This window comes from Streptomyces sp. CoH27 (assembly GCF_020181035.1).
Classification (GTDB): domain Bacteria; phylum Actinomycetota; class Actinomycetes; order Streptomycetales; family Streptomycetaceae; genus Streptomyces; species Streptomyces camelliae.
This window is the reverse complement of sequence record NZ_JAIQYY010000087.1, coordinates 1-4,154: the sequence shown is the minus strand read 5'-3', so window position 1 is coordinate 4,154 and position 4,154 is coordinate 1. Positions and strand designations below refer to the sequence as shown.

Genomic DNA, 4,154 nt, shown 5'->3' with positions numbered 1-4,154 from the left:
GCGAACGCGGTGGTGGTCTCCGCCATCGAGGGCATGGCCGGGGTGGGCAAGACCCAGCTCGCCATCCACGCCGCCCACCAGCTCGTCCGCGACGGATACTTCACCGACATCCAGCTGCACGTGAACCTACGCGGCTTCGATCCTGAACACCCGCCCGCAGACCCATCAGCGGTCCTGGAGGCGTTCCTGCGCCAGCTCGGCGTGCCCGCGCAGCAGATCCCCACCGCCCGGGATGAGCGGGCGGCGATGTACCGCGACCGACTCCGGAAGCGCAGTGCGGTGGTCCTCCTCGACAACGCCGCTGACGAGGACCAGGTCCGCGACCTCATTCCCGCCGGCCCCAGTTGCCTGGTGCTGATCACCAGCCGCCGCAGCCTCGCCGGCCTGGATGGAGTCAACCCCCATTTGATCGGTACGTTTTCGGAAGCCGAGTCGCTGGACCTGCTGATCCAGATCGCGGGACGCGATCGCATCGAGGCCGAGCCCGAGGCGGCAGCCCGCGTCGTCCAGTACTGCGGCCACCTCCCATTGGCCCTTGCCTTGGCCGCTTCCCGGCTGCGCTCCCGGCCCAGCTGGAGCCTCGCGGAGCTGGCCGACCGCCTGAGCGATGGACAGCTGGGGGCCATTCGCGCCGGCGGCCGAGCACTGCGCCCCGTCTTCGAACTCTCCTACCGCGAACTCGCCGAGCCGCTCCGCCGTGTCTTCCGCGTGCTCGGACACCACCCCGGCCCCGACTTCACCCCGGCCATGGTCGCCGCGCTCGCCGACATCTCCACTCACGAGGCCGAGGACGCCCTGGAGGCGCTCCAGGACGAGAATCTCGTGCGCCAGAGCACACCGGGCCGCTACGAACTCCACGACCTGCTGCGAGCCTACGCCCTCGATATGGCAGTCGATGATCCCGAGGTGCAACGTCCGGCGGTGCTGGACCGCCTCGCGCGATGGTTTCTGCATTCCGCGTACGGCGCGGCGACCGCGATGAACGCACCCGGACTTCCCCAGCTCGCCCCGGCAGCCGGCATCGCGCCGTTGCGGTTCGAATCCTACGAGGCCGCTCTGCGCTGGTTCGACGTCGAGCACCAGAATCTTATTGCCGTACACGATGCGGCAGCCCAGGAGGAACTGTACGAAACCACATGGCAGTTGCCTATCGTCCTCGACTCCTTCAGAAATCTCCGGTTCCACAGAACGCAGAGCGTCACGGCGCACCGCATCGCGGTAAGAGCCGCCCGGGCCCGGGGAGACAATCTGGTGGTTGCCTGGAACTTGCGAGGTGCGGCGGCATCGCTTCACGAACTCACCCGGCTCGATGAAGCGGAAACAGCACTCACTGAGGCGCTGGGCCTCTACCAGGGCGCACATGACCGACGCGGCGAGAGCGCGGCCCTGCTCGACCTCGGAAGGCACTACCTCCTCCGCAACCAATACGACAAAGCGATAGAAGCCCTCAGCCGCAGCATCGAATTCAACGAATCCGTGGGCGACCGGAGGCGGGTCATGATCTGCGAGTTGAACCTGGGTGCCACGTACTACCTGCTCGATGACCTGGATTCGGCAAGTGCCTATTTCGGGCGGGCACTGACCTCCGCTCGTGCAGTCGGCGAGCGCCGCGGGGAATGCCTGACCTTGGGAAATCTCGGCGAACTGAGCCTACGCCTCGGTCGGGCGAGAAGCGCACGTGCCTACTACCTCGATCAACAGCAGGTCGCCGAGGAGATCGGCGCCATCGATTTGCATGGCACAGCCCTGGCCGGTCTCGGGGACAGCCTCCAGGCCATGGGCTATCTGGACAGAGCTCGCTCATACTGGCAGGAGGCACATGCTGTCTTCTCAAAGATCGAAAGCCCGGAAGCCGAAAGGGTGCAAGAGCTGATATGGAACAGCGAGGCCGCCGAGGACCACGAGCCTCGCGCCGCGTCGTAGAAGACCCTCGTCCTGTCAGGCGGAGCAGTTCGCCATGACCGCAAGACATGCTGCACCGGGGGCTGGTCCTCGACTACGGTCACATACCGCCCTCTCAGGCTGCGACACAGCGGCCGTCCCGGGCATGTACAGGGCGGCCGCTGTTCTCATCCACGTCGCTTCAGGACACCTGACCAATGGCGTCCCTGATCAGATCAGGTAGATACTGAACTTGATCGGGTGATGTCGGCGCCGTTCGTCTGACAGCCGGCGTGCGGCATCGGTAGCCCTGGACGTATGAGGTACGCGCAGGGTGGCGGGCTGACCGACGCCGAGAGAGCCGCGCGGGAGCGGTTATGGATCCAGGCCATGGAACGCTTCGAGGCCGGACAGAAGAACGCGGAAGTCGCGGCCACGCTACGGGTGAGCGAACGCTCCGTGGAGCGGTGGCGGCGAGCAATGCTCAGGACTTGTGGATCGCTGCGGGGAGGGGACGCGGAGGGCGTACCCGATTGATCCTTTGATGGTCACCGAGTAGGCCCGCGTTGCAGCACGGGTCGGGAAGGCGCGCCCGTGCTGAGCGTAGTCACCGATGACGGCAGTACCCAGTCCGGCTCCCTGATCGACGGGATCGTGCGCGAGGGTGCCCGGCGGATGCTCGCCGCCGCGCTGGAGGCGGAAGTCAACCAGTACATAGCCGAGTTGGCGACCGAGACCGACGAGCGGGGGCATCGCCTGGTGGTCTGCAACGGGCACCACCGGCCTCGGACCGTGGCCACGGCAGCCGGGTCCGTCGAGATCACCGCGCCCCGGGTGAACGACCGCCGCGTCGACGAGTCCACCGGCGAGCGCAAGCGGTTCTCGTCCAAGATCCTTGCGCCGTGGTGCCGCAAGTCGCCGAAGGTGAGCGAGGTGCTGCCGCTGCTCTACCTGCACGGACTGTCGTCCGGGGACTTCGTGCCCGCGCTGGAGCAGTTCCTCGGCTCGGCCGCCCGGCTCTCGCCGGCGACCGTCACCCGACTGACGAAGCAGTGGGGCGAGGACCACGCCGCCTTCCAGGCCCGGGACCTGTCCGACCGCGACTTCGTCTACGTGTGGGCCGACGGTGTCCACCCAAAGATCCGCCTCGGTCAGGCCCACTCGTGCGTCCTGGTCCTGCTCGGCGTCCGTCTCGACGGCACCAAGGAACTGATTGCCCTGGCCGAAGGCATGCGCGAGTCCACCGAGTCGTGGGCCGACCTGCTGCGCGACTGCCGCCGCGGCATGCGCGACCCTGAGCTGGTCATCTGCGATGGCGCGATGGGCTTGTGGAGGGCCCTGGCCGAGGTGTTCCCCGCCGCCCGCCATCAGCGCTGCTGGGTCCACAAGGCCCGCAATGTCACGAACGCCCTGCCGAAGTCCGCACAGCCGGGCGCGACGAAGGCGATGCAGGAGATCTACAACGCCGAGGACCGCGCACACGCCGAGAAGGCGATCGACGCGTTCACCAGGACCTACGGGACGAAGTGGCCCAAGGCCGCCGCGAAGATCACCGACGACCGGGAGGAACTGCTGGCGTTCTACGACTTCCCGGCGGAGCACTGGGTCCATCTACGAACAACGAATCCGATCGAGTCCACGTTCTCCACGGTCAAGCTCCGCACCAAGGTCACTCGCGGCGCCGGCACCCCCGCCGCCGCGCTGGCGATGGTGTTCAAGCTGGTCGAGTCGGCTCAGGACCGCTGGCGCGCGATCATCGGGGCTTCCCCCGTCGCCCTGGTCCGTGCCGGCGCGACGTTCGAGGACGGCCAACTCGTGGAACGGCAGGAGGTTGCAGCCTGATGGCCAGCCCGGAACCGCTCAGCGACGAGGAACTCGACGAGCTCGACGAACTCGCTCAGGCAGCCACACCCGGCCCCTGGTTCGTGCGCGGCCTTGACGACGAGTACGCGATGAACCTCGTCGCTGTCAGCACCACGCCGGACACCGGCCTTGGCGAGCGCTGGCCGAACTTCGACCACCGCGAGATCGTGGCCGCGACACTGGTCCAGCAGCCCCGCTACGTGGATGCCGCCGACGAGCGCTGGGACGAGAACGCACAGTTCATTGCCACCGCCCGCGAAGCCGTCCCCCGCCTGGTCGCAGAGCTCAGAAGCCTTCGCGCGCAGCTGAAGACAGGCGGCTCCGAAAGCGGATCAACCCTGGCTATTCAGCGGAATTGGTCGAGTTGACACCCTGACAGCAGAAAGGTGCCGTTGACCTGCGAGGATGCG

At 67.2% G+C, this 4,154-nt stretch carries 4 protein-coding genes; all 4 read left to right on the top strand.

From position 1 onward, the window contains the following. A partial coding sequence (locus LE548_RS45070) for a tetratricopeptide repeat protein (RefSeq protein ID WP_225102831.1) occupies positions 1-1,923 on the top strand: 1,923 nt, incomplete at its 5' end. A 276-nt stretch (positions 1,924-2,199) separates the two neighbouring features. Beyond that, positions 2,200-2,418 (top strand): helix-turn-helix domain-containing protein, encoded by a 219-nt coding sequence (locus tag LE548_RS45065; protein WP_225102830.1) that lies wholly within the window; start codon positions 2,200-2,202, stop codon positions 2,416-2,418. A gap of 57 nt (positions 2,419-2,475) precedes the next feature. Continuing rightward, positions 2,476-3,723, top strand: a complete 1,248-nt coding sequence (locus LE548_RS45060; protein ID WP_225102829.1) for an IS256 family transposase — start codon at positions 2,476-2,478, stop codon at positions 3,721-3,723. Next, entirely contained in the window at positions 3,723-4,112 is a 390-nt protein-coding gene (locus tag LE548_RS45055; RefSeq protein ID WP_225102828.1) for a hypothetical protein, read from the top strand. The genes LE548_RS45060 and LE548_RS45055 overlap by 1 nt, the downstream gene beginning before the upstream one ends. Positions 4,113-4,154: the final 42 nt, after the last annotated feature.